Origin of the sequence: Arthrobacter sp. NicSoilB11 (genome assembly GCF_019977375.1) — a bacterium.
GTDB lineage: Bacteria > Actinomycetota > Actinomycetes > Actinomycetales > Micrococcaceae > Arthrobacter.
Map to the genome: position 1 here is coordinate 2,436,261 of NZ_AP024657.1, position 21,849 is coordinate 2,458,109.

Annotated in this window: 27 protein-coding genes and 2 pseudogenes; 7 read left to right on the plus strand and 22 right to left on the minus strand. The window is 61.4% G+C overall.

Annotation, left to right across the window (positions count from 1 at the left end; genetic code table 11):
• The first annotated feature begins 283 nt into the window (after window positions 1-283).
• On the plus strand, window positions 284-1,459 hold the full coding sequence (locus LDO14_RS11260) for a serine hydrolase domain-containing protein (RefSeq protein WP_223991798.1): 1,176 nt from the start codon (window positions 284-286) through the stop codon (window positions 1,457-1,459).
• Window positions 1,460-1,500: 41 nt separating this feature from the next.
• Here LDO14_RS11260 and LDO14_RS11265 read toward each other — a convergent pair whose 3' ends face one another.
• From LDO14_RS11265 to LDO14_RS11290, 6 genes are all read right to left on the minus strand, one after another.
• Window positions 1,501-1,704 (minus strand): hypothetical protein, encoded by a 204-nt coding sequence (locus tag LDO14_RS11265; protein WP_223991800.1) that lies wholly within the window; start codon window positions 1,702-1,704, stop codon window positions 1,501-1,503.
• A 156-nt stretch (window positions 1,705-1,860) separates the two neighbouring features.
• On the minus strand, window positions 1,861-2,070 hold the full coding sequence (locus LDO14_RS11270) for a hypothetical protein (RefSeq protein WP_223991802.1): 210 nt from the start codon (window positions 2,068-2,070) through the stop codon (window positions 1,861-1,863).
• An 85-nt stretch (window positions 2,071-2,155) separates the two neighbouring features.
• Window positions 2,156-2,683, minus strand: coding sequence for a hypothetical protein (locus LDO14_RS11275; protein WP_223991804.1), 528 nt, complete (start codon window positions 2,681-2,683; stop codon window positions 2,156-2,158).
• Window positions 2,684-2,711: 28 nt separating this feature from the next.
• The gene (locus tag LDO14_RS11280; RefSeq protein ID WP_223991806.1) at window positions 2,712-3,023 is read right to left on the minus strand and encodes a hypothetical protein; all 312 of its coding nucleotides are present in this window, start codon (window positions 3,021-3,023) and stop codon (window positions 2,712-2,714) included.
• Window positions 3,024-3,087: 64 nt separating this feature from the next.
• On the minus strand, window positions 3,088-3,633 hold the full coding sequence (locus LDO14_RS11285; protein ID WP_223991808.1) for a hypothetical protein: 546 nt from the start codon (window positions 3,631-3,633) through the stop codon (window positions 3,088-3,090).
• A gap of 32 nt (window positions 3,634-3,665) precedes the next feature.
• Window positions 3,666-3,917 carry a helix-turn-helix domain-containing protein gene (locus LDO14_RS11290; RefSeq protein WP_346656229.1) on the minus strand — a complete coding sequence of 84 codons (252 nt, stop codon included), beginning with the start codon at window positions 3,915-3,917 and terminating at the stop codon, window positions 3,666-3,668.
• 129 nt (window positions 3,918-4,046) lie between these two features.
• Here LDO14_RS11290 and LDO14_RS11295 point away from each other — a divergent pair, with 129 nt between their 5' ends.
• From LDO14_RS11295 to LDO14_RS11305, 3 genes are all read left to right on the plus strand, one after another.
• Window positions 4,047-4,187 (plus strand): hypothetical protein, encoded by a 141-nt coding sequence (locus LDO14_RS11295; protein WP_223991810.1) that lies wholly within the window; start codon window positions 4,047-4,049, stop codon window positions 4,185-4,187.
• A 290-nt stretch (window positions 4,188-4,477) separates the two neighbouring features.
• Window positions 4,478-4,792, plus strand: coding sequence for a HigA family addiction module antitoxin (locus LDO14_RS11300; protein WP_223991818.1), 315 nt, complete (start codon window positions 4,478-4,480; stop codon window positions 4,790-4,792).
• A 356-nt stretch (window positions 4,793-5,148) separates the two neighbouring features.
• The gene (locus LDO14_RS11305; protein WP_223991820.1) at window positions 5,149-5,838 is read left to right on the plus strand and encodes a hypothetical protein; all 690 of its coding nucleotides are present in this window, start codon (window positions 5,149-5,151) and stop codon (window positions 5,836-5,838) included.
• 35 nt (window positions 5,839-5,873) lie between these two features.
• Here LDO14_RS11305 and LDO14_RS11310 read toward each other — a convergent pair.
• The 10 genes and pseudogenes from LDO14_RS11310 to LDO14_RS11355 form a co-directional block, all read right to left on the minus strand.
• Window positions 5,874-6,556, minus strand: a pseudogene (locus LDO14_RS11310) (PspA/IM30 family protein).
• Window positions 6,557-6,784: 228 nt separating this feature from the next.
• A complete protein-coding gene (locus LDO14_RS11315; protein WP_223991822.1) occupies window positions 6,785-7,015 on the minus strand; it encodes a helix-turn-helix domain-containing protein in 231 nt (76 codons plus the stop codon).
• A gap of 124 nt (window positions 7,016-7,139) precedes the next feature.
• On the minus strand, window positions 7,140-7,682 hold the full coding sequence (locus LDO14_RS11320; protein ID WP_223991824.1) for a hypothetical protein: 543 nt from the start codon (window positions 7,680-7,682) through the stop codon (window positions 7,140-7,142).
• Between the two features lie 170 nt (window positions 7,683-7,852).
• Window positions 7,853-8,580, minus strand: a pseudogene (locus tag LDO14_RS11325) (PspA/IM30 family protein).
• Window positions 8,581-8,674: 94 nt separating this feature from the next.
• Entirely contained in the window at window positions 8,675-9,241 is a 567-nt protein-coding gene (locus tag LDO14_RS11330; RefSeq protein ID WP_223991826.1) for a hypothetical protein, read from the minus strand.
• 44 nt (window positions 9,242-9,285) lie between these two features.
• Entirely contained in the window at window positions 9,286-9,540 is a 255-nt protein-coding gene (locus tag LDO14_RS11335) for a hypothetical protein (protein WP_223991828.1), read from the minus strand.
• Window positions 9,541-9,559: 19 nt separating this feature from the next.
• A complete protein-coding gene (locus LDO14_RS11340) occupies window positions 9,560-10,126 on the minus strand; it encodes a hypothetical protein (RefSeq protein WP_223991830.1) in 567 nt (188 codons plus the stop codon).
• Between the two features lie 60 nt (window positions 10,127-10,186).
• A complete protein-coding gene (locus tag LDO14_RS11345; RefSeq protein ID WP_223991832.1) occupies window positions 10,187-10,570 on the minus strand; it encodes a DUF4259 domain-containing protein in 384 nt (127 codons plus the stop codon).
• Window positions 10,571-11,034: 464 nt separating this feature from the next.
• Window positions 11,035-11,559 (minus strand): hypothetical protein, encoded by a 525-nt coding sequence (locus LDO14_RS11350; RefSeq protein WP_223991834.1) that lies wholly within the window; start codon window positions 11,557-11,559, stop codon window positions 11,035-11,037.
• A gap of 39 nt (window positions 11,560-11,598) precedes the next feature.
• Entirely contained in the window at window positions 11,599-11,763 is a 165-nt protein-coding gene (locus LDO14_RS11355) for a hypothetical protein (RefSeq protein ID WP_223991836.1), read from the minus strand.
• Window positions 11,764-12,534: 771 nt separating this feature from the next.
• Between LDO14_RS11355 and LDO14_RS11360 the strand changes: the two genes are divergently transcribed.
• Entirely contained in the window at window positions 12,535-12,918 is a 384-nt protein-coding gene (locus LDO14_RS11360; RefSeq protein ID WP_223991838.1) for a hypothetical protein, read from the plus strand.
• A gap of 151 nt (window positions 12,919-13,069) precedes the next feature.
• Here the strand turns inward: LDO14_RS11360 and LDO14_RS11365 are convergent, their stop codons facing one another.
• Window positions 13,070-14,227: a hypothetical protein gene (locus LDO14_RS11365; protein ID WP_223991840.1), complete on the minus strand. Its 1,158-nt coding sequence runs from the start codon at window positions 14,225-14,227 to the stop codon at window positions 13,070-13,072.
• A gap of 368 nt (window positions 14,228-14,595) precedes the next feature.
• Between LDO14_RS11365 and LDO14_RS11370 the strand changes: the two genes are divergently transcribed.
• Both LDO14_RS11370 and LDO14_RS11375 read left to right on the plus strand, forming a co-directional pair.
• Window positions 14,596-14,919 carry a helix-turn-helix domain-containing protein gene (locus tag LDO14_RS11370; protein WP_223991842.1) on the plus strand — a complete coding sequence of 108 codons (324 nt, stop codon included), beginning with the start codon at window positions 14,596-14,598 and terminating at the stop codon, window positions 14,917-14,919.
• Window positions 14,916-15,809 carry an IS3 family transposase gene (locus tag LDO14_RS11375; protein WP_223991844.1) on the plus strand — a complete coding sequence of 298 codons (894 nt, stop codon included), beginning with the start codon at window positions 14,916-14,918 and terminating at the stop codon, window positions 15,807-15,809. Before LDO14_RS11370 ends, LDO14_RS11375 begins: the two co-directional genes overlap by 4 nt.
• Before the next feature lie 1,046 nt (window positions 15,810-16,855).
• Here the strand turns inward: LDO14_RS11375 and nrdF are convergent.
• The 5 genes from nrdF to LDO14_RS11400 all read right to left on the minus strand — a co-directional run bounded on the left by nrdF (window position 16,856) and on the right by LDO14_RS11400 (window position 21,825).
• Complete coding sequence (nrdF, locus tag LDO14_RS11380) at window positions 16,856-17,830, minus strand: class 1b ribonucleoside-diphosphate reductase subunit beta (RefSeq protein ID WP_018769429.1); 975 nt, start codon at window positions 17,828-17,830, stop codon at window positions 16,856-16,858.
• 91 nt (window positions 17,831-17,921) lie between these two features.
• A complete protein-coding gene (gene nrdE, locus LDO14_RS11385; RefSeq protein ID WP_018769430.1) occupies window positions 17,922-20,042 on the minus strand; it encodes a class 1b ribonucleoside-diphosphate reductase subunit alpha in 2,121 nt (706 codons plus the stop codon).
• Between the two features lie 20 nt (window positions 20,043-20,062).
• Window positions 20,063-20,533: a class Ib ribonucleoside-diphosphate reductase assembly flavoprotein NrdI gene (nrdI, locus tag LDO14_RS11390; RefSeq protein WP_144600040.1), complete on the minus strand. Its 471-nt coding sequence runs from the start codon at window positions 20,531-20,533 to the stop codon at window positions 20,063-20,065.
• Between the two features lie 127 nt (window positions 20,534-20,660).
• Entirely contained in the window at window positions 20,661-20,906 is a 246-nt protein-coding gene (nrdH, locus tag LDO14_RS11395) for a glutaredoxin-like protein NrdH (protein WP_013601222.1), read from the minus strand.
• A gap of 367 nt (window positions 20,907-21,273) precedes the next feature.
• Window positions 21,274-21,825, minus strand: coding sequence for a TspO/MBR family protein (locus LDO14_RS11400; protein WP_223991846.1), 552 nt, complete (start codon window positions 21,823-21,825; stop codon window positions 21,274-21,276).
• Between the last annotated feature and the right edge of the window lie 24 nt (window positions 21,826-21,849).

Sequence of the window (21,849 nt, forward strand, 5' to 3'; positions counted from 1 at the left end):
CGCCGCTGTACTAAGTGCGGGAAGTATGACCCGAGCGCCAATTGGTCGGGGCACCTGTCGGCCCAAGACCGCCCGGGCAATAGATGGGGTCCAGTTCCTGATTAGACAAGCACGCTGCAGTCCTGGCCGTGACCCGACCGAGTCAGCCCTCAGCGAGCCCCTCGACCGACTCTGCAGCCCCGAAAGGGTGTTAAAGGGTTTGGGGCGACGTCGCCGCTGAAAGTCTGGCCGGATGCCGCGGGCGGCCCCGACAACTGTCATCTCGTCCCGAGCGGATGCGGCAATGACCACGACGAATACCATCTGGAGTCGGGCGGCCCTCGCAGCCGTCCTCCTCGTATCTGGCTGTACCTATTCCATCGATGAGCCCGCACCGACGTCAAGCTCACCGAACCTCTTCGCTTCCCTCGAAAATCAGATCCAGCTGTTCCTGAACGAGGGCGCGGTAGCCGTCGTCGTTCAGATCCGCTGGCCCGAGGGCGAGTGGTCCAGGGCGTATGGCGTGCGGGACCTTGAGACCAAGACCCCGGCGCAGCCAACGGACCGTGCTCAAGTCGCCAGTGTCACCAAGACGATGACGGCCGTGGCCGTGCTGAAGCTCGTGGACGACAACCTCATCGGCCTTGACGATCCCGTCAATGACGTCATCCCTGGATTCACGTCTTCGCTCAAGCCGCCGGCGCCGATCACCGTGAGGCAGCTGCTCAGCCATACGTCCGGAATGCCCGAAGTCAACGATGCCCTGCCAAAGGATGTTGACTTCCACTCTGGGCTGGCCCAAACACTCACGATGGAGCAGGGCCTGCAACTGGCAGGAACCCTCCCCTGGACCGCGACCGATGTCGGGTCATTCAAGTACTCGAACACGAACTACCTCGCACTCGGCCTCCTCCTCCAGACGCTGCGGCACAAGCCCTACGTCCAGATCATGCAGGAGCAGGTCTTTGACCCTCTCGGCTTGAAGAACACCAGCCTGGATCATGTCGATCTCAACGAGAACGGGCTTTTGCATGGCTACGTGACCCTGCACGGTGAGAGGGTAGACATCACAGACAACACCTTCACGGTCGGCAACCCGGCAGCCGGCGCTGTATCGACCATGGACGACCTGAACCTCCTCATGGCCGGAATCTTCCAAGGACGGGCACTCTCAGCGTCCTCCCTGCGGGAAATGAAAACCAGCCCCGGCTTTAACCCATACGGGCTCGGCGTGTGGGAGCATGCAGACGGATGCTCGAAAGACTCGCGGCACGAGGGCCGGGGCACGTTCTTGGACTACCAGACCGTCGCGGTCAGCAGCGGAGACGGGGCGTACCAGGCCGCCATGACAGTTACAACACCACCAATGCCCACCGAGCTCGAGGACCCCTCAACCCAGGACAAGCGCTACTACCTGAACGACCGGATCGAAACCTCACTCAACGAAGCCCTGGACCGCATCTGCACACCGGGTCACTGAGAAAAGCACTGCCTAACCCACCCGTCCCCTCCGGTCCAGGCTTAAAAGGTGGCGTCTGAATGCTGCAATTCTGCAGAGCGGCGCATCTTGGAAAGGTCGCGGTTTCCGTGGTCAAAAACCCATTTCATCACTCCACTCGGACTGACGGCACGGAGAAAAAGCCGGATGAACACAAGCTTTCCTGGCTCCAGCGGGAAGGCGCCGCCGTCAGCCACGGCAAGAGCAGTCTCTTCTTCACCACCCACGACACCCCTGTACCCCCTGCCGTGACCTGCCTCCAAGGCCATGACATCTTGCCCGGCGAAAGCACCTGCAGGGAGGGCCATCCAATCGGCTGAGCAGCACTGATAGCGAGTCGTTCGGGTTGGCTTCCCCACCGCGCATGGTTCTGGGGGTCTGCTTTAGACCGGAACGTTGAAGAAGCGCTTCGGATCGTCGGCGCCCAGCACGGTGTACCGGGTGAGGTCTTCGACCCAGGAGTGGATGCCGGTGTACTCCTCGACAAACAGTCCGTCACCGAGCAGCCCCCGCTGATCGAGCAGGTCGTAGACAAGATTCCAGGCGAGATCCATGAGTTCATGGATGGCCGCCTCCACCGTTGGAGCCGTCATGATTCCATGGTCCTCCCGGGCACCGACAGATTTGCGGACCAGGGCAGGTGTGTCCCTAATGTGCCTACATCAGAAGGCCGGGAAACTACTCCGGCCTGCGGCCGCCAACTTCTCGATGCCAGTACCTGGCGTCCTCGCTCCCGGTGCTGAGTATTGCATCGAGCTGCCACGGCGCCGGCCACAGCTGCAGGAGATACTCGTCGACGGCGCCCTCGGCAAACTCCCCGAGGTGCCCCTCATCCCGGCCCTTGGCGCTAACACGCAGCCTGTAGGAACCTGGCGGAAGTCCTACGGGCCCGGTGTGGCCCCACCAGTCACTCCAGACCATCTCATGCCGGTTCGGCAGCGCGATAGATACCTCGACGACGTCCTCCCACTGCCCGTAATCGCTTCCCGGTGGTGCATCCAGCAGAACCATGCGAACGGGCGAGCCGCCCGAGCGCCGTGCAAGGTTAACATGAACCCCTTGCCAGTTGGCTGCGCCCACTAGACCGTTGATCTGTCCCCGGTAGAAGCGGTCAAAGTCTCCGTCAAAGGTGCCCTCCTCACCCCAGGAAAGATCGAACTGGCCGTAATCAGTCTCGATCACCTGGTCAAGGAGTACCTGTTCCACAGCCCCAGCGTAGCGCCACTATTGCCGGTCATCGTTCCAAGCGTCGTTCGGGAACCGTTCCGGGTGTTTGGGGTCCGTCCCTCCCCCGTTCCCGCCAGTACTCGTCGCGCTGCCAGAGCAATAACCGCACCGCCGCGGTCCCGTAGACGATGACGAAGACGACCTCGACCGCCAGCATCCCGGCCCGCCACGGCCATGGGACGTTCGGGATCAGGTTCAGCACAGCAAAGACCCCGACGAATGGCAGTGACCAGTACCTCAGGCGGTTGATCCTTCGCCGGGCTTCCTCTTTGGAGGCCGGAGGTTGGCCGCCTTGGGGTTCTTTCGCCGGTGCTGGCATGGATGAACTGAATCACCGGCCGGCGGCAGGGGCAAGGTGCTTGAGCTGATCTTTCGGTGGGCGGCTATGGAGAGGCTGGCTCGACGACTTCCTGGATCTTCTGGACCGTGTCAGGGCTGGCTGCGATTTCGATGGGACCACCGTCTGAGTCGAAGCTGATGACCTGGAAGCCGTACGGCACTGCCTGCTTGTTATCGTGGCGGTCAGCCTTGCGCGGAGGGGATGGAGCGCCAAGGAGTCCGGTGAGGGCCCTGCTGCGGCCGATGGGGACCAAGTCTTCGTAGACGACCGGCTGGAAGTCGATCCGACCCGGCGCCGGCGTCGCGACGCCCATTTGCCAGACGCCGCTCAAAGATCCCAGCCTGGAGTCCGGGTACCGCAGGAACATGAGCGACTGGCCGTGCTCGTCGAGCCTGGCCTTGGTCTTCCGAGTGCGCTTTTGAGCGAAGTAGCTGCTGCCCCAGAAAAACAACATCCAAAACACTGTATTCGCAACAGCGGTATCCAGCTTTCGTCCCAGGAGTATGTCAACGATTAGGACGACGACGCCGGCGAAGACGGCGAAAAGGGCGGACGACAGGACTGGATGCTCAGCGGCCCACTTCCTCATGGCCAGAGTCTAAGGGCGAACGCGGTCCGCCACTATGGCTCTTCGTCTTCCGGCCCGGCGTCCTCGAGCTCACCGGTGGCGATCCGTTCGGCGGTACGCCGGTACGCCTCGGCGATGTAGTCCTCGACGTACTGCCGGCCGATGCGCCACATACCGCGGCCACCCACCTGAAACGCACGAAGCTCGCCTGCCTTGATCAGGGCATGGACCTGGTTCGGTTTCACGTTGAGCTCGTCCGCGACCTGGGTGGGGGTCATGAAGCGCAGTGTTGGTTCGTCAGTCACCCGGCAATGCTATGTGTGGCGGCCGTCTCGATGCCCGGCCTCAGAACGGAAGCTCAAGATCGTGCCAAGAAAAAGAGGGAGGCATTCCGCACCCTCCTATGACTTCCTACAGTGTGGGTAGGAGGTCGTATGAGGACGCGGGCAATCACGCTTCACAAGAAGGTGGCCGCTGTACTGGCGGCTGTGGCTGCGCTGATGAGTGTCAGCTCCTGCGGCGCGCAGGCCAAAGAAGTGAATCCGCAGTCGTGCGTCGATGCCATCAACCAGTAGACCAAAGTCGTCGATCTGGTTGCCCAACGGATCTCGTTGGAAATCTACGCCAGAAACCAGCGGATAAGCAGTACCGCACCCCTGAGGAAGATGTACGATCTTCGGCCCGAATCGAAGGCGCCACCGACGCATGGCTGGCAGCTAGCCAAGAGTGCAGGCCGAGCGGTACGACAGACGAATGGTTCGACCTCCATCCCATTTGGTCAAGGGAGGACGCAGTCTTTCCAACCAACACCAACTGGTCCCCACCGTAGGGACCGAGAAATAACCACCGCACAAGGAGACCCAACATGCGAGAACCGGAACGGCCAGGCGAAGAATTGGCCTGGTACATCGATAAGTTTCATTGGAACCAAGCGATGTTTTCCGAGGTAATCGGCCGACCCGTTCAGTTTGTCAGCGACGTGGTCAACGGCAAGACGCGAATCACCCGAACATCGGCAGCACAGTTCGCCGCAGCTCTCGGCACGACTGCACAGCACTGGCTGGACCTTCAAAATGAGTACGAGCTGTGGGTGCTCTCCCGTGATAAAGAAATGCAGAAGATGCTCCGAGGCATAAAACGCAGGGCCAAGGCCTACACCGTGCACATGCCCGCCACCTAACTCGGCCATGCCATGCATTGATGCGTGGCGCACCCTACCAACGTTCGATCAAGATCAAGGTGGACTCAAGAGTTCCCGAGGATTCCGCATTCCCCTTCCCTCACGTCCTCCTGAGTTCCTACAGTGATTTCAAGGCAGGCAAGGACGACGTTTGGGGGACGTATGAGCACGAGCAGAATCCCGTCCGCAAAAGAAGCAGAAGCCTCGCCGGCGATTGTCCCTTCTCCGCCACGGGGCCCCCTGGCAAAGCCACGGCCAGTGCAACTGGCTCCGGCACTCACGGGCCGAGAGCACGAAGTGCGGCGGCTCATCCGCGACCTTGCCGAACTTGCCGCGGCTCGCCATGGGAAAACGGCATGACCGCCGGCGTCGATACGTCCTTCGACTACCACGACGATGCTGGCGGGAAGGATCCCGACAAGTACAGCCCGACGCTGCGCCGGCACCACCAGCTCTTGTGGAGCAAGGAGCTGCCTATCGGAGGACGCTTCGACTTAACATATGAAGGCAGATTCCATCTAGCGCATAGGTCCTCGCTGGGAACCTTCCATGTTTCTAGCGATGCCATCACCACCAGGCTCCTGGGAAAGGCGTCGCGGGCAATTCGCGAAGTCCATGAAGGCGACATCCCGGAGTACCTTGGCTACACGGCCGGGAGCACGATCGTCTTTCCAGGAAACAAGATCAACAAACAGATGACCATTAACGGCGCACGCGGCTGCCATCCCCGCATCGCCGATCGCTTCGACCTGACGCTGGAGTGCATTCGGCTCCACTATCTTGGGCGGCCTAACCCTCTGGCGAAACCCCTGCTCAGGTACGAGAACTTCTTCGCCCTGTTCCAGGATTTCAACGGGTATGTCGAGTTCTTCCTGCTGCAGGACCTCGTAAAAAAGAACGGCACAATATGCTTCTTCCACCCGTCCACTACTGACTTCAGCACACACTCTGCTGTCCCTCGGACCGGGAAAGAATACCTTGGGTATTTGGCGAAGAAAAACGGCTTCATGACGGCGAGGAATGCGAGGATCGACCGGGAGCCGTAAGAACGGAACCGGTCCAAAATGATGCAGGTAGCGCCCTAGTAGTCGATGGCTTTCCGGTCCATGGACTTCAGGGCCGCAAGCCGGGCTTCCACTTCGGTCTGCTCGCCGAGGTCTTCGAGGGATGCGAACTGGGCGTCCAGGGATGAGGCTGCGAGTTCCTGCTGGCCGCGGACGGTGGCCTCGTCGCGGCGGATCTTTTCTTCGTACCGGCCGATGGTTGAGGTGGGGTCTCCGGCGTCCAGGGCACGAAGCGCGTCGTTGACCTGGGACTGGGTCGCGGCCACCCGGGCCCGGTTGACCAGCTGCTTGCGCTTGGCGGTCAGCTCACCGAGCTTGCCGCGCATCTGGTCCAGGCCGCTCTTGAGCTTGTCGACGACCTCGTTCTGGGCTGCGAGGGTCGGTTCCTGGGCCTTTGGCGGTGGATTCGGCGGTCATCTGCCGGCCGATGGCGACCTTGGCGAGGGCGTCGAACTTGTCGGCGTCCACGAGGTTTCCGGCTGCACGGAACTCGTCGGCCGCGTGGGACGCGGCGATGGCCTTGCGGCTCCAGTCCGTGGCTTCGTTGATGGCGCGGTGGTGGTCCTCTTCGGCCATGCGGAGTTTGCCGATCGTGGTGGCGACGGCGGCCTCGGCCTCATGGAATGTTCTCCGAGTAGTCCCGGACCATCTGGTCCAGCATCTTCTGCGGGTCTTCGGCGGAGTCCAGGAGGGCGTTCAGGTTGGCCTTGGCGAGCTGGGCGACACGAGCAAAATACTCTAAGGGTGTGTCGCGGGTTGCCCTTTAGCCCTCTAGACGCCTGCCGTGCTTGCCCCCTTCAATGCTCGAACAGGCCGCATTAGTTGGCGCCGAATTCAGCCGACGACGGCGGGGGCCCAGCACGCGTGGGTGTTGAAGACGGGGCTGCCACCAGGATGGGCGCAATTCTGCCAAGAGGGGCTATTTGAATTACTCGTACATCGTCCTACAGCCGATCGGCGCAGAAGTGCAGCTCTTCCGATGTACCCGTACCCGCTGAGCTCGATGCCGGCCGATGCGCCACATACCGCGGCCACCCACCTGAAACGCCCGAAGCTTGCCCGCCTTGATCAGCGCGTGGACCTGGTTCGGCTTCACGTTCAGCTCTTCTGCGACCTGGGTGGGCGTCAGGAAGCGCGGCTGGTTCGGTTCGTCAGTCACTCGGCCATCCTATGTGTGACGAGAGGCGAGCCCAGGGCCGTTTTAGATTCGGTCTGTGAGAACAGGCTTGATGAGCCTGGAACGGTTTCCAGCCAGCACTAGCGGCGACGCCCCTTGCCCATTCTCAGGGAGCGTTTTGGTAGCTGTAGCACAGCCACGCCGCTGCGGCCTTGGCTTGATCATTTCCAGTCCTGGCGATCCTGACCAGCTTCTCGTTTAGGTCCTTGGTGGAATCCATGAAGTTCTTGGCTTTGTTTGGGCCCAGCCCCTGAACGGCACCACCCAATGAGGTGTAGAGGGTGTCTTGGCTCGTAAGTTTCCCGGTCAGGCCGTCGCAACCCACGCTAACAGCCAGCTGGACTGTCTTGGAGTCCTTGCTTTGCCGGTAGAGGTTGTTGATGTCCGTCAATGGGTCGGACCAACCCGACTGGGTGTTCACGCTGTCCGCTACCGAGGACATCGCATCAGCGCTGACCCCGTAGAGCCGCGACTGCCGGGATACTTCCTCGGCGGACAGGGCAACCTCACTGGATGCTTTTCCAACCGCCTGGAGCTCGTGGACAGCCGTGGCGCCAAGTTTGACTGAGCGGCTGCAGCCGGTGCCAACAGTAATGATCAGCGGCACACACAGGCTTGCGACGACCCATGGCCGGAACGTCTGCTTCATGACGGGCTCCCTTCATCGAAAGGACCCCAGTTCCGTCTTGGCATTGTGGCACCCTCGGTCAGGAGCTGCAAGGGTTCAGCCCTCAGCACGAGTTGCTGCATCTGCACTGCGGCCTTGGCAGCGCTAAATGCCCCGACCGGGCGAGCGTCCGGTGTCTCCGGCGATGAATCTTAGTAGTCAATGGCTTTGCGGTCCATGGTCTTGAGGGCGGCGAGCCGGGCCTTCACTTCGGTTTGCTCTCCGAGGTCTTCGAAGGAGGCGACCTGGGCGTCCAGGGATGAGGCGGCAAGCTCTTGCTGGCCGCGGACGGTGGCCTCCTCGCGGCGGATCTTCTCCTCGAACCCGCCAATGGCCGATGTCGGGTCGCCGGTGTCCAAGGCTTTGAGGGCGTCGTTGACCTGGGACTGGGCGGCGACAACGCGGGAGCGGCTGACCAGTTCGTTGCGCTTGGCGGTCAGTTTACCGAGCTTGCCCCGCATCTGGCCCAGGCCGCCCTTGAGCTTGTCGACGACCTCGTTCTCCGCGGCCAGAGACGGCTCCTGGGCCTTGGCGGTGGATTTGGCGGTCATCTGCCGGCCAATGGCGACCTTAGCGAGGGCATCGAACTTGTCGGCGTCCACACTGTTCCCGGCGGCCCGGAACTCGTCGGCCTTGTGGGACGCGGCGATGGCCTTGCGGCTCCAGTCCGTGGCTTCGTTGATGGCGCGGTGGTGGTCCTCTTCGGCCATGCGGAGGTTGCCGATCGTGGTGGCGACGGCGGCCTCGGCCTCATGGATGTTCTCCGAGTAGTCCCGGACCATCTGGTCCAGCATCTTCTGCGGTCTTCGGCGGAGTCCAGGAGGGCGTTCAGGTTGGCCTTGGCGAGCTGGGCGACGCGGGCGAAAATACTCTGCTTCACAGTGGTCTTTCTATCAGGAACGGGTCTCAGGCTTCATGTGTGCGGCAGCGTCTGGAGCCAGACACAACGTGCAGCCCCGCCGCCGGCTACTGATTCAGTGCATAGCTGCAGTGATGCGTACCGAGGCGAATGCCCCCGTTCCCCACTCCGACTCATCGACTTCTCCGTTGATGACATCGACCGTTATCCCGCCAGACTTCAGGTCAACAGTCTGGACAGCGGGCGTGCCGCATGTGAAATCGAAGGAGTGGTTGAGTGAGGATCCTCCAGGCTTGCGCTGGTCCAAGACCATCCTGGCTTGCGAAGTGCCAATGCAGGCCATTGTGATGTCGTAGCTTCCGTCAGCGGGAACCCGACCGTTCACGACGAAGGAATTCATTCCGCCACTGATCATCTCGGTCACGGCCATATAGGTGTCCGAAGTCGGGACGCCCAGCACCTCGTTCAGCTTTGCCCGGTTGCCCTGCTCAAGCTCTACAACATGAGTTGGCTTTTCATGAGAAACCGTCGGTGGCTGAGCATTGACAGTGGCAGTCGCGTCGCCGGCCGGCTCGTTGGATCCGTCGTGGTATTCGCAGCCGGCGAGTCCTCCGCCACCTAGGACTGCTGCTGCCAGAGCTGCCGTGTACCGCCAATGTCGTACTCCCCCAAGACGTGACATGCCCTTGAGCCTACGCCAACCAGTGATCATGACGGAGCACCGCTTCAGGCTGATTGCCCAGGCTGGCTCTCCTCGCCTGGCGTTATCCCCGCTGCCGGCGGCCGCGCGCCCAGATGACGTGCGCCGGACCAGACGGCAGCCCCGAGCGACAGCGCGCAGCCGGCGTAGATGAAGAGACTGCCGGTCCAGACCTCTCGCTGTTCTGCCGGAGAAGGAAGCCGGATGTGCCAGCCGGCGCGCCATATGCCGTAGCCGATCAGGAGTATCGAGGCGAGAACGAGCAGGATCCAGGTGCCCATCCCCGCCCGGCGCCTGGCCTTAGCCGACTCGGGCCTGGTCCAAGGCATTGAGCAGCCCGTCGGTGTCCGCAACGTCGTAAAAGGCCACCGCTTGCCCGAGCCCGGCACTGAAGAAGTCCATCCCCGTGTTCTGATACATTCCCATCCCCATCCCGAAGAGTCCTCCCTGAGGCCCGAAGGTAATACTGACATGCCGTCCGTCCTTGGACCGGTCAACCTTGGTTGGCATGCCACTCACGGGCGACTCTGAAACGGATCTATCCCCCACGCAGACAATCGCGCGGCGGTCAGTGAGCCCGTAGGCCGTGCGGAGCTTCCGCCGCTTCTTGACGATGAACCGGCCAAAGATGAAGTAGAGGCCGACCAGGACGAAGGGGATGCCCCAAAGTGCGAAGAAGGGCTGTTGCTTGGCGGTGGTGACAGCCATGAACTCCCAGAAGATCGCGAAGCCGCCCCAGAGGATGCTGAACGGCACCAGGAAGGCGTCCGCACCGGTAAATCGGACCTTGGGGTCCGGTTGCCCAATCCATAAAAGGTGTTCACCTTGGCGGAGGAGCGGCAGAATACGGCTTCGCGGGTCGTCCATGCCGGAAGTCTTGCACAGCACCTCCGGCCTGAACAGGGCAGACTCCGCAGATACTCCACATCACTTCGCTGCCAGCTCTTTCCGGCGGAAGGTGCCGGCGATGGAGGAAAGCTCCTGGGAGTCAATTGTCTCCTCGAGCCATCGCTGAGTGCGAACCCGGTCGACCACCTCCACGGCCATCTCCACGTCCTCGGCGGTGATCTCAAGCCCGTGGGCGGTCACCCAGTCGGTGACGTTCTCCGGCAGGTCCCCCAGCGGGTTTCCCTGGCTGGCGGCCGTGACCTCGGCGGCGGCGAGGGCAGCGGCCCCGTCCGGCGCCTCCACATACCGGTCGCCGGCCTTCGCCAACGCCTGGCGGAAGACGTCCGATCCGCCGGCTTCGAGCTCCTCCAGCCAGTCCAACGCGTCGTCGTTCTCAAACGGCAGGTAACCCCATACGCCCATCAATCGCCCCTCTCGGTGTCTGGTCACGTGGCACCAATATGGCAGAACTTCTTTGTCGGCACAGCATGTGCGCCGCACTCACAATCAGCCCGGCAGCGTGAAGTAACTGGCCGGGTCGTCAGCGCCCAGGATGTCGTGATGGAAGGGGATGGCGTCCACCGGCCGTGTGTCCACGAATAGGACGGCCACGTTGCGGAGTGGACGACCGTGTACTCCTCGACGAACAAACCGGCCTCGAGCAGCCCCCGCTCCTGGAGGAGGTCGTAGACAACATTCCAGGCGAGATCCATCAGCTTGTGGATCGCCGCCTCCACGGTTGGAGCCGTCATACCTCCATGGTGCTCCGGTGGTGCCACATCCTGAGGGAGGCGCGGGGGGTGTCCGGCCTGGCAGAAACCAGCAAACAGGACGCCACGAGTCCTGTCCAAAATTTGGCCGCTAGCGGACCCTCCCAAAGCGGGGCCCTAGCGGCGGCTTCCAACTTCTTGATGCCAGTACCTGGCATCATCACTCCCAGTCCGGAGGATGGCGTCGGGCTGCCACGGTGCGGTCCAAAGCTGAAGCAGGTAGTCATCGACCGTGCCCTCGGCGAACTCCCCTGCGTGACCTTCATCCCGGCCCTTGGCACTGACACGCAGCCGGTAGGAACCAGGCGGAATGTCTATGGTCCCTGTGTTCTCGCCAGCCCAGGTACTCAAGGCCACTTTGTGTCCCTCAGGAAGCGTGATGGATACCTCGACGACGTCCTCCCACTGCCCGTCATCGCTTCCCGCCGGAGCGTCCAGAAGCACCATCCGAACAGGCGACCCGCCCGACCGGCGAGCAAGGTTGACGTGTACCCCCTTGGGAAGGGCGGCACCCACCAACCCGTTGACCTGGCCTTGGTATGAACGGTCAAAGTCACCGTCGAAGCAACCATCCTCGCCCCACGAAAGGTCCAGTTGCCCAGAATCGGTCTGGATCACCTCGTCCAGCAGCACGCGTTCCACAGGCCCAGCGTAACTGCACTCGCCCCGCTGGGCAGCCTGTTACCCTCTGTCCGACTCGCCCTCGTCCTCGAGCTCGCCGGCGGCGATCCGTTCGGCGGTGCGCCGGTACGCCTCTTCGATATAGTCGTCGACGTCCAGCCGGCCGATCCTCCACATGGCCCCTGTTATCTTGGCACGATGACCGCTGCAGGGCTTGTCGTTCAAGCTTTCCAACAATTTTTCGCTTACATTTTCCAGTTGCTTGTGAGGGTGGTGCGCCTGCCTCTATTTGCCGGACCCACACGCGGCCTGAGTGGCTGCAGCAGCGCTTTCGGACTAATTGCAGCCGGGTGAATGGAGCAAGTGACCAGGCCGAGCCGTGCCCCGGTGCCCTAAGCCGGGGGGAACCAGTGCCCCAAGTCTTTCCAAGCACAGGTCTCGAGTCCTGCCGTCCTGCTCCGCTGGTGATTACCGCGCTCGATCGGTGCCGCCACACGTCGTCATCAATGCGCACGGACTCGGGCCTGGCTCTGGAACTGCCTACACTTCCGGTATGGCTGAACGGCGGATGAACCGCACTCTGAAGATCACACTGATCGCCCTGAGTCGTTTGTGGCTATCGCGGTCGCCGTGGGGGCCATCATGGCAGGAGTCATTGAGTCGGGCCGTGCATCAGCGTCCGATAAAGCCTCCCTGACGCGGGCGACTGGCACCGCGTCCCTTGAGGTGCGCCGGCAAACAACGTCACCCAAAACCGTTGCTGCGGTACCCTCACCAACTCCCACGCCTACCCCGACACCAGCAGCACGACCGACTGCCTCTGTCCCCGGGGCGCCCCAGTATGTTGAAGCACCAGCACCAGCACTAGGACAGACGGTGCCTGCCCAACCCCCAACACTCGCTCCACAGCCGCGCAACAGCTGCCCTTCAGGGTCCGTGACCGCGGCTCTGGACTCCATCACGTTTGAGTGGCCTTACTCCACGCTTCCCAACGAAGTGACCATCGTCGGCCGGGGCACTCTTCACAATGGAAGCAGCGCGGCAATCAGGATTTCCGAGCGGGACGTGCCGAACCTGTACGGACTGGACAGCAAAGGGCGGATTGCCACCATTGAACTTTACGGCGAATACGATTGGGCGCCGCCGCCAGGTATCCCTAGTCGGGGGAACGTCGTGCTCCAGCCTGGGGAAACCGTCACGTACGAGGTCCGGGATGCAACCCTGGCATCAATGATCATTCCGGTCACCCATTGGTACTCAGGGACGGAGTCCGGTTCAGTCCAGATGTATTACGACACCGCCAGCAGCCTGTGTAATATCACCGGCATGGCAGACGGCACGGGCAAGTCCATCGCCAACACCTTCACCCCTAAGTCTTAGCGGGAGACTCGGATTCCAACCCCCCTTCATCGTCGAGGTCACCGGCAGCAATGCGTTCATCCTATGTCCGGAGGCAAACGGCTTCACGGGCAGGGTGCAGCACCGGCGGCGCCCAGGCCGACGCGTAGCTAAGACGGGTCAGCTCATGGCCTCACGGTGGACCGGCATCGGGCATGGTCACTGGACCGGCCCACTTGCCAAGCAGAAGTTTGTTGGCCTCTCTGAGTGCATCAAACCCGCTTTCGGGATAGCCTTCCCGCCGACCCCACCAGGCACTCGGGTCCCGAGAAATGATCATGCGCTTACCGCCGGTGAGGGGGAAAGTCTGCCAAGCATCCCCCGGTTTCAACTCGGGGTGGCCGGGTCCTAAGACCTGAAAGGCGAAAATCCCTGGCGCCGAGGTCTTCACGAAAGAATGATCAGCTGCGAACTCAGAGTCTGAGGGACCTGGAACAGGCGACCTCACCATCACGCTGTTGGGCGTGACGGCCCCAAAATGGTTGAGTGTGACGGCGGCGTAGTCGTATAACGGCTCCAGCTCCTGAAGCAACGTAGTGAGAGCGTTGAGACCCTCCGGCGCCCCGTCCTGGTACTCGACCCCGATGTGAAGCCACCCTTCACGTGAAAAGTTCACGTACCAGTCACCGTACTTTGTGGGGACGAGCAAATTGGCCCATCCGACGTCACCACAACACTGTTTGAGTACTGCGGCGGCCTGCTTTGAATCGCACCTGATCATCGTGAAGTGGAGCCCGGCGAGGATCGGGCCTTTGGTGTTGTCGGCAGCCCACCCTGTCAGCCGATCCACCAAGGTCGAGAACGCCGACGATTCAGTAGCCCAACACGACTGGTTATCTTTCACCTCCCGGAATGCCAGAGGCATCCAACTCTGATCGATCGCGGCATCAACTGAGCAGATGGAGGCGTTGTAGGCATATCGCGGCTTTTTGCGTGGCCGTGGACCTGATCTGTCCGCGCATGCGGTGATGGTTCCAGTGAACCCCAATGGCTGCAGAGCTTGGGCAGTTGCCTGGGCGAGGCGAATCGCGAAGCTGGGAGAGATCGGAGAAACGAAGAATGCGATTCCCTCACCGACCTCTACGGCGTGGAACCGCTGATGTGGCGCCGAGGGAAGGGTGATTCCAGCAATAACATCGTTGACATCGGCGAGTGAGGGCAGAACGGATTCCGGGGCAGGTGCACAGAGGAATCCCAGATCCAGTATGGAGTCCATGTTCTTCCGGCGGATCTTCCCAGCCTCTATGGTTACGGAGCCAACTGTCAGCCGGTTGCTCGGCGGAGTCCTCATGAAGCGATCCAAGCGGGAACGTCTGCCGGGAGCAAGGGATTCGACGAGCCTTGATCGAAAATTCGGGTACCACCGGCACTCAGACGAACACGTCTGCCCAGTGGCTCCCTGAGCCGATCCCGCCAGGCCCCGGTCCGATGTGAACTGCTCCCCGAAAGTTGGACTGAAAATTCAGTTTCGACTTCCGGGGAGCAGTTTTGCGTTCAAGTAGTTCTTTGTCGGCCGATCAGCGCGCAACGGCTGTAGCGTGGTTTGAGAAAGGCCTTGCTTACACGGCGACAGCCACCATGCTGGGTATGTCTCGTGAGGCTCGTGGGCCTGTTAAGAGGCTGTATCAGCGGTGGAGGATCCATGGTCAGGGTGCGCTGGTGACGAAGCCTGCTCAGTCGTACACGTTCGAATTCAAGCTCGCCCTGGTTCAACGTTTCCTCGCGGGCGAGACCGCGCCGGACCTGGCGGAAGAGGCCGGCTTATCATCGGCCGTGCTCCTCAAGTCGTGGGTGCGTACCTACCGTCGTGAAGGCGTTGACGCCCTACGCCCAAAGCCCAAGGGCAGACCCCGGAAGCCCGATTCCCCGCCGCCTGCCGAGGTATCCGGGCTGGAACGGCTACGGCGGGAGAACGAACGCCTGCGGGCCGAAGTCGCATATCTGGGAAAATTGCGAGCCTTGAGGGCTCAAAAACAAAAGTGAAGGTCCAGGCCCTCATCGCCCTCAAGGCTGACTTCCCGCTGCCGCTTCTTCTTCAGGTCTCAGGCCTTGCACGATCCACGTTTTTCTATCACCAGGCGCGCCTTCAAGCCCCTGACCCGCAAGAGGAGCTCAAGGCCTCCATCAGGGACATCTTCAAGAAGAACCATGGCCGGTACGGGCACCGGCGTGTGCACAGTGAACTGCTCAATCTTGGCTGGGCGGTGGCAAAAAAGACCGTGCTGAAGTTGATGCGGACACTCGGCCTTTTCTGCAAGGTCCGGCGCAGGAAACGCTACAACTCCTACCAAGGCGAGGCGGGCATCATCGCACCCAACCTCCTGAACAGGAAGTTCGACGCCCCTGCCCCAAACCAGAAGTGGGTAACGGACGTGACCGAGTTCAGTGTCGGAGACCGCAAGCTCTACCTCTCGCCGGTCATGGACCTCTTTGACCGGCAGATTATTGCCCACAGCATCAGCACATCCCCGAACCTGGATCTAACTAACAGCTCCTTGCGTGCAGCCTTGGAATGCTTGGAGCCTAGGCAGCAGCCACTCGTGCATTCGGACCAGGGGTTCCAGTACCAGCACATCTCGTGGCGGGGCCTCCTGGCGAACGCCGGCGCGGTTCAATCGATGTCCCGCAAAGCCAACTGCTACGACAACGCCGTGATGGAAAACTTCTTCGGACACCTCAAGGAAGAACTCTTCCACCGTGTCCGCTTCCTCAGCACCGATGCACTCACCACGGCGCTGAACGAATACATCCACTGGTACAACACCGAAAGAATCTCGACGAAGCTCAACGGACTGAGCCCGGTTCAATACCGCCGCAAAGGCCATCGCCGCCTGAGTCACTCGAACGACTCGTCGTCCAACTCTGAGGAGTAACGGATGATCCAAGAATTTGCTCGGTTTGGTGATCAGTCCCCGTTCTCAGGGCTCTCTTCCCTGAAAGATTCTGAGTCTGCGCGGGGGGCTCGGTTCTCCACTGGATGTGCATCACGATGATCGGCGCAAGGGCGCTCCCAAAGCCCAAAAGTGCCGCGTCCGGCCCGCCGAGGAGAAACCCAACGAGCGCTCCTAGACAAGGGGCGATGAAGGTGACTGCCCATATCCATTTAGCTCGCCGAGTCACAACTGACTCCCTCCCACATGGCGCCCGGGGCCACCGCCCTGGTGGGTGGGGCTAGCGGACTGCGTGACGCCGAAGCTGCTCGAGGCTTTATCAGGCAGAGCGTAGCTGATCGGTGGAACAGTGAGAATACCTACACAATGACGTTGTTAGTCACGACTGCGTGTGTACTGCCGCCCCGAAGAAGGCTCCGTCCCGAGTGGGACGGAGCCTTCTTCGATGACCTGATCAGTGGCCGCTAAAGTGAAGACATCGCATTGCAGGTCTAACTTTCGGGGACCACTTCAATGAAGGTCCGGGGCCCTTGGGCAAAATGTTGTCCCAGCATTGTTAATGTTCACCCGCACTGGACATGGACACACGCTTAGCCCGATCGAGGTGAAAGGCAAGGTTGAAGTAGGGCAGATATAGCAACAGGGACAAGACCATCAACATCGAGACGCTATACATGGCAGCAGAACGAGCTGTCCGTGCAGGACCAACGGAGCCACACCGAAGATGAGGGGCCATGGGAGGCGGAGAGGGGCAGCTTGGCTTGACCCTTTGTCGCGAGATGCAAGAACACCGGCGCTTGCATGGTGGTAAAGGATACAGCTGTGCAGCGCGCACCTTTTCCCAACGCATCCGGGCCATTGACCCTCTGCTACGTGACCATAAGCGTGATGTCAGATGGGCGCCACGCCGGAAGTCCCCCGGTTGGGTAGTGCAGGATGCCAGGCTAGTTGGATGACTTCCATGTACCTGTCCCAAGACTTCCAAATAAGAACTGGTTCTTCTACTTAGATCTACGTCTCACAACGTCCTAGAAGTCCCAGTCCTCGTCTTCCGTGTTGACGGCCTTGCCGATCACGTAGGACGAACCTGACCCCGAGAAGAAGTCGTGGTTCTCGTCAGCGTTCGGGGACAGGGCCGACAGGATGGCCGGGTTCACGTCGGTGACGGACGCCGGGAACATCGCCTCGTAGCCCAGGTTCATGAGGGCCTTGTTGGCGTTGTAGTGCAGGAACTTCTTGACGTCCTCGGCCAGGCCCACGCCGTCGTAAAGGTCGTGGGTGTACTGGACCTCGTTTTCGTACAGCTCGAACAGCAGTTCGAACGTGTAGTCCTTGATCTCCTGGCGGCGTTCCTCGGAGACCTTTTCCAGGCCCTTCTGGAACTTGTAGCCGATGTAGTAACCGTGAACAGCTTCGTCACGGATGATCAGGCGGATCAGGTCGGCGGTGTTCGTCAGCTTGGCGCGGGAGGACCAGTACATGGGCAGGTAGAAGCCCGAGTAGAACAGGAAGCTTTCCAGCAGCGTGGAGGCCACCTTCCGCTTCAGCGGATCGTCACCCTGGTAGTAGTCCATGACGATCTGCGCCTTCTTCTGAAGGTTCTCGTTCTCGGTGGACCAGCGGAATGCCTCGTCGATTTCCTTGGTGGAAGCCAGGGTGGAGAAGATGGAGGAGTAGCTCTTGGCGTGCACTGACTCCATGAAGGCGATGTTCGTGTACACAGCCTCCTCGTGCGGAGTGAGGGCATCCGGAATCAGGGACACCGCACCGACCGTGCCCTGGATGGTGTCCAGCAGGGTCAAGCCGGTAAATACGCGCATGGTGAGCTGCTGCTCGGCCGGCGTCAGCGTGTTCCAGGACTGGACGTCGTTGGACAGCGGCACCTTTTCCGGCAGCCAGAAGTTGTTGACCAGGCGGTTCCAGACGTCGACGTCCTTGTCGTCCTGGATGCGGTTCCAGTTGATGGCCTCGACGTGGCTGAGCAGCTTGACCTTCTCGGTCATGTCATCCCCTATGCGTTGGGTGGGTTTTCTCTAAGTTAAAGCGTACGACGGCGGGCGGGCGCCCGCCGTCGTACTGTCGCGTTGGTTGAAGCTACAGCATGCAGCTGACGCAGCCCTCAACTTCGGTCCCTTCCAGCGCGAGCTGGCGGAGACGGATGTAGTAGATGGTCTTGATGCCCTTCTTCCAGGCGTAGATCTGGGCCTTGTTGATGTCGCGCGTGGTGGCGGTGTCCTTGAAGAACAGCGTCAGGGACAGGCCCTGGTCCACGTGCTGGGTGGCGGCGGCGTAGGTGTCGATGACCTTCTCGTAGCCGATCTCGTACGCATCCTGGTAGTACTCCAGGTTGTCGTTGGTGAGGTACGGCGCCGGGTAGTACACGCGGCCCAGCTTGCCTTCCTTGCGGATCTCAATCTTGGACGCCACCGGGTGGATCGAGGAGGTGGAGTTGTTGATGTAGGAGATCGAGCCCGTCGGCGGCACGGCCTGCAGGTTCTGGTTGTAGATGCCGTGCTCCATGACCGAAGCCTTCAGCGCGCGCCAGTCTTCCTGCGTGGGGATGTGCACGTTCTTGAAGAGCTCGCGGACCTTCTCGGTCTGCGGAACCCATTCCTGCTCCGTGTACTTGTCGAAGAACTCCCCCGACGCGTACTTGGACTTCTCGAAGCCGCCAAACGTCTGGCCGGTTTCGATGGCCAGCAGGTTGGAGGCGCGGACGGCGTGGTACACCACCGAGTAGAAGTAGATGTTGGTGAAGTCCAGGCCCTCTTCAGAGCCGTAGTGGACCCGCTCCCGCGCGAGGTAGCCGTGCAGGTTCATTTGGCCCAGGCCAATCGCGTGGCTCTGGTCGTTGCCCTTGGCGATGGACGGCACCGAGGTGATGTTGGACATGTCCGAGACAGCCGAGAGGGAACGGATGGCCGTCTCGATGGTCAGGCCGAAGTCCGGCGAGTCCATGGTCTTGGCGATGTTCAGTGAACCAAGGTTGCAGGAGATGTCCTTGCCGGTGTCGGCGTAGGACAGGTCATCGTTGTACGTGGTGGGCTGGGAAACCTGGAGGATCTCCGAGCACAGGTTGGACATGATGATCTTGCCGTCGATCGGGTTGGCCCGGTTCACGGTGTCCTCGAACATGATGTACGGGTAGCCGGATTCGAACTGGATCTCGGCGAGGGTCTGGAAGAACTCGCGTGCCTTGATCTTGGTCTTCTTGATCCGGGAATCGTCAACCATCTCGTAGTACTTCTCGGTGACCGAAACGTCCGAGAACGGCATGCCATAGACGCGTTCGACGTCATAGGGCGAGAACAGGTACATGTCCTCGTCCTTCTTGGCCAGTTCGAACGTAATGTCCGGAATGACGACGCCCAGGGAGAGGGTCTTGATGCGGATTTTCTCGTCCGCGTTCTCGCGCTTGGTGTCCAGGAACCGGTAGATGTCCGGGTGGTGCGCGTGCAGGTACACGGCGCCGGCACCCTGTCGGGCACCGAGCTGGTTGGCGTAGGAGAAGCTGTCTTCGAGGAGCTTCATCACGGGAATGACGCCGGAGGACTGGTTCTCGATCTGCTTGATGGGCGCGCCCACCTCGCGGATGTTGGTCAGCGCGAAGGCCACTCCGCCGCCGCGCTTGGACAGCTGCAGGGCGGAGTTGATGGAGCGTCCGATCGACTCCATGTTGTCTTCGATGCGGAGAAGGAAGCAGGAGACCAGCTCGCCGCGCTGCTTCTTGCCCGCGTTCAGGAACGTGGGGGTGGCCGGCTGGAAACGGCCTTCGATGATTTCATCCACCATCTGCAGGGCCAGCTGCTCGTTGCCGCGCGCCAGGTGCAGTGCCACCATGCAGACGCGGTCCTCGTAGCGCTCCAGGAAGCGCTTGCCGTCGAACGTCTTCAGCGTGTAGGAGGTGTAGAACTTGAAGGCACCCAGGAAGGTCTCGAAGCGGAACTTCTTCTTGTAGGCGCGGTTGAACAGCTCACGGATGAAGTTCATCGTGTACTGGTCCAGCGTCTCGCGCTCGTAGTACTGGTTCTTCACCAGGTAGTCGAGCTTCTCCTCCAGGTCATGGAAGAACACCGTGTTGTTGTTCACGTGCTGCAGGAAGTACTGGTGCGCGGCCTCGCGGTCGGCGCCGAACTGGATTTCGCCGTTGGGACCATAGAGGTTCAACATGGCGTTCAGCTCGTGATAGCCCAGCCCCTTATACGCGGCGGGCATCTCAGGCTTCCGGGACCTGGTTACTTCTGTGTCTGCGACAGTCGTGTCCAAAACGTGTCCAATCCTTGGTTGACCCGGGTAACGTCTTCCGGCGTTCCCATAAGTTCGAATCGATAGAGGTGGGGTACGTGGCATTTGGCGGCGATGATGTCCCCGGCCATGCAGTAGTTGTCCCCGAAGTTTGTGTTTCCGGCGCCAATCACGCCGCGGAGCAGTTTCCTGTTCTGCGGGTTGTTGAGGAACCGGATGACCTGCTTGGGAACGGACCCCTCTCCCCCGGTGCCACCGTAGGTGGGCACCACCAGCACGAATGGCCGGGTAGCGAGGAGGGGTGCGTCCTTTGGATAGAGCGGGATCCGGGCAACCTCACGGCCAAGCTTCGCGACGAAGCGGCTGGTGTTCTCGGATGCGGAGGAAAAGTAGATGAGCTGGCTGCCGGTGCGGACCGGTTCAACCTGGTCCTGCGGCCCGGCCGGCGGGGACACCTCCACGCGCTGAGCCGCGTGGATCGAAACAACCTGGTGAATTGGTAAGGCCTCGTGGTCATGCTGTGCTGCTGGTGCTGCCACGTGAGTCACCTCAGCTGATTGATGGTTGCCGGCAGGAAAAGCAGAACTCCTAGGCCACGGAGGAAACGGCGGAAAGCGCCAGTTCCTCGATCTTGTCGGGGCGGAAGCCGGACCAGTGGTCCTGGTCGGTGACTACAACGGGAGCCTGCATGTAGCCAAGTGCCTTTAGGCGCTCGAGTGCCTCGGCGTCCTGGGAGATGTCAACGCTCTGGTAGGTGATGCCCTTCTTGTCGAGCGCGCGGTAGGTGGCGTTGCACTGAACACAAGCAGGCTTCGTGTAAACCGTTACGGTCATTTGTCCCTGTCCCCTTAGTTGAAATCTTGCCGGCCCGGTGTCCCCGTCCAGCTGTATGTAGATACTACATGTAGTGCAGACGCCTCTTTGGAACCCCAAGATGATGTATTACAAGTATGTCATTTAATGCACCGTTAATCCACAGGCAGGGGCGGGAAAAATGCCCGGAATCGCGGGTTTTTTGCGGGCTGGGTCCACACCCTGTGGAGTACTTAGCCACATTTAAAGGACCGCGTGTCGCACGGCTGCGGCGTGTCGCGCCCTGTTTCCTTCCGCATGAAAAGGGTCCGTGACCACTACATGTAGTGGTCACGGACCCGGGTTCCGCTCCCTGCGGCGAAGGTGTGTCCAGCTTGCCCGGGGTTTCCTACCGCTTGGCGGAGTTGAGGTTGGCGATGGCGGTGGACAACGCCGTGGCGAAGCCGCACCACGCCGCGTAGGGAGCCAGCGATACCCCGGCCGCACGGTTCAGCCGATAGGTGCGGCGCACCAGATCGGCGCTGCTGGCGGCGAGCAGGGCGGCCTCGGCCGCCGCAAGCCAGGGCCTGCGTGAGCGCCAGAAGAACCAGCTCCACGATGCATTGAGGACCAGGTTGGCAGCCAATGCACTCCGGTAGGCGCGGAGCTCCCGGCGGGAGCCCTTGCCACCCGGGTCGGATGTGCCGGCCGGGGTGGCAGCAGCCCGGTCCAGTTCAGCAGCCCGGTCCAGTTCAGCAGCCCGGTCCAGTGCGACGGCGGACGTCACCGCGAGGTCTGCATACAGGGCCGTCCACACCAGCGGGAAGGCGATGGCCGGCGGCTGCCAGTCCGGCTTGCGCAGCCGCAGGTACCAGCTGCCCTGCGGATCCGTGGCCACTCCGCCCGCGGCGGCTGTGGCGGCCGTCGCCGCCGTCGTCCATGCCACTGTCTTCAGTTTCATGCCTGAACCCCCGATTCCCCTTGC

Bases quoted from the DNA above. Each gene is read 5' to 3' on its own strand.
- LDO14_RS11260 (WP_223991798.1), top strand. From the start codon at position 284: ATGACCACGACGAATACCATCTGGAGTCGGGCGGCCCTCGCAGCCGTC.
- LDO14_RS11270 (WP_223991802.1), bottom strand. From the start codon at position 2,070: ATGACGGCTCCAACGGTGGAGGCGGCCATCCATGAACTCATGGATCTC.
- LDO14_RS11280 (WP_223991806.1), bottom strand. From the start codon at position 3,023: ATGCCAGCACCGGCGAAAGAACCCCAAGGCGGCCAACCTCCGGCCTCC.
- LDO14_RS11285 (WP_223991808.1), bottom strand. From the start codon at position 3,633: ATGAGGAAGTGGGCCGCTGAGCATCCAGTCCTGTCGTCCGCCCTTTTC.
- LDO14_RS11295 (WP_223991810.1), top strand. From the start codon at position 4,047: ATGAGGACGCGGGCAATCACGCTTCACAAGAAGGTGGCCGCTGTACTG.
- LDO14_RS11300 (WP_223991818.1), top strand. From the start codon at position 4,478: ATGCGAGAACCGGAACGGCCAGGCGAAGAATTGGCCTGGTACATCGAT.
- LDO14_RS11305 (WP_223991820.1), top strand. From the start codon at position 5,149: ATGACCGCCGGCGTCGATACGTCCTTCGACTACCACGACGATGCTGGC.
- LDO14_RS11320 (WP_223991824.1), bottom strand. From the start codon at position 7,682: ATGAAGCAGACGTTCCGGCCATGGGTCGTCGCAAGCCTGTGTGTGCCG.
- LDO14_RS11330 (WP_223991826.1), bottom strand. From the start codon at position 9,241: ATGTCACGTCTTGGGGGAGTACGACATTGGCGGTACACGGCAGCTCTG.
- LDO14_RS11335 (WP_223991828.1), bottom strand. From the start codon at position 9,540: ATGGGCACCTGGATCCTGCTCGTTCTCGCCTCGATACTCCTGATCGGC.
- LDO14_RS11340 (WP_223991830.1), bottom strand. From the start codon at position 10,126: ATGGACGACCCGCGAAGCCGTATTCTGCCGCTCCTCCGCCAAGGTGAA.
- LDO14_RS11345 (WP_223991832.1), bottom strand. From the start codon at position 10,570: ATGGGCGTATGGGGTTACCTGCCGTTTGAGAACGACGACGCGTTGGAC.
- LDO14_RS11365 (WP_223991840.1), bottom strand. From the start codon at position 14,227: ATGAGGACTCCGCCGAGCAACCGGCTGACAGTTGGCTCCGTAACCATA.
- nrdF (WP_018769429.1), bottom strand. From the start codon at position 17,830: ATGACCGAGAAGGTCAAGCTGCTCAGCCACGTCGAGGCCATCAACTGG.
- nrdE (WP_018769430.1), bottom strand. From the start codon at position 20,042: ATGCCCGCCGCGTATAAGGGGCTGGGCTATCACGAGCTGAACGCCATG.
- nrdH (WP_013601222.1), bottom strand. From the start codon at position 20,906: ATGACCGTAACGGTTTACACGAAGCCTGCTTGTGTTCAGTGCAACGCC.
- LDO14_RS11400 (WP_223991846.1), bottom strand. From the start codon at position 21,825: ATGAAACTGAAGACAGTGGCATGGACGACGGCGGCGACGGCCGCCACA.